Origin of the sequence: Streptomyces sp. MB09-02B, from assembly GCF_033794485.1 — a bacterium.
Lineage (GTDB): Bacteria > Actinomycetota > Actinomycetes > Streptomycetales > Streptomycetaceae > Streptomyces.
Genome location: NZ_JARGEE010000894.1, coordinates 1 through 1,135 on the forward strand (window position 1 = coordinate 1; position 1,135 = coordinate 1,135).

Genomic DNA, 1,135 nt, shown 5'->3' on the forward strand with positions numbered 1-1,135 from the left:
CACCACCACCTGGCCACCGCCCGGCGCCCGACGCGTCCCCCTGGACGACTTCTACACCGAGACCGCCGAGGCCGGCCTCGACTACGGCCCCGCCTTCCAGGGCCTGACGGCCCTCTGGCAGACGGACGGCGCGCTCCACGCCCAAGTCGCCCTGCCCAGCGACCCGGAGGGTGACGCCACCGGCGGCGCGGGCGCAGACGGCCACGCCCTCCACCCCGCGCTCCTCGACGCCGCCCTCCAGCCCCTCGCCCTCGGCGTCCTCGGCGCGGACCGTCCCGGCTCGGCGGCCGTCCCCGCCGGACTGCCCTTCGCCTGGTCGGGCGTACGGCTGCACGCGGCCGGCGCGACCGAACTCCAGGTCACGCTCACCCCCACGGACGACGGCGGGGTCCGCGTCCGGGCCGCCACACCCGACGGGTTGCCCGTCCTGGACATCGCCGCCCTCACCCTGCGCGCCCCCGCGCCGATCCGGGCCGCCGCCCGCGCCGAACAGCCGCCCACCGAGCCCCTGTACCGCCTGAGGTGGCCGACCGTGCCCCTCTCCACCACCCCCGCCCCCACGACCGGCGGCTGGGGCATGCTCGGCCTCGACCCACGTGAACTGCGCCCCCGGCTGGCGGCCACGCTCGGCGCGGACGTCGTCCCGTACCTCGACCGCGGCGCCCTCACCGAGACGATCGACGCCGGCGGCCCCGCGCCCGCCGCCGTGGTCGTCTTCTGCGACCCGCCCGGCCACGACGACGCCGGCGCCGACGCCCACACCACGACCCGGCAGGCCCTCGACGTGCTGCGCCCCTGGCTCGCCGACGAACGGATGGCCGACACCCGACTGGTCCTCGTCACCCACGGTGCCGTCACCACCGGCCCGGACGACCCCGGCCCCGCGCCCGGCTACGCCGCCGTATGGGGTCTCGCCCGGACCGCCCAGACGGAACACCCCGACCGCGTGGTCCTGGTCGACCTCGACGACACGGACAGCTCCCTGGCCGCCCTGCCGCGCGCCCTGGCCACCGGAGAACCCCAACTCGCCCTGCGCCACGGCACGGCCCACGTCCCCCGCCTCATGCCACTCCCGCCGAGCGACCCACCGACGGAACCCCCGAACGCACCGTCGGCCGAACCCCCGGCCGAACCC

1 protein-coding gene is annotated in these 1,135 nt (G+C 78.0%); it reads left to right on the forward strand.

The window, feature by feature from the left end; all coding sequences use genetic code 11:
- Window positions 1–1,135: polyketide synthase dehydratase domain-containing protein (locus P1P70_RS44925; protein WP_319248300.1), on the forward strand; the 1,135-nt coding region annotated here is incomplete at both ends.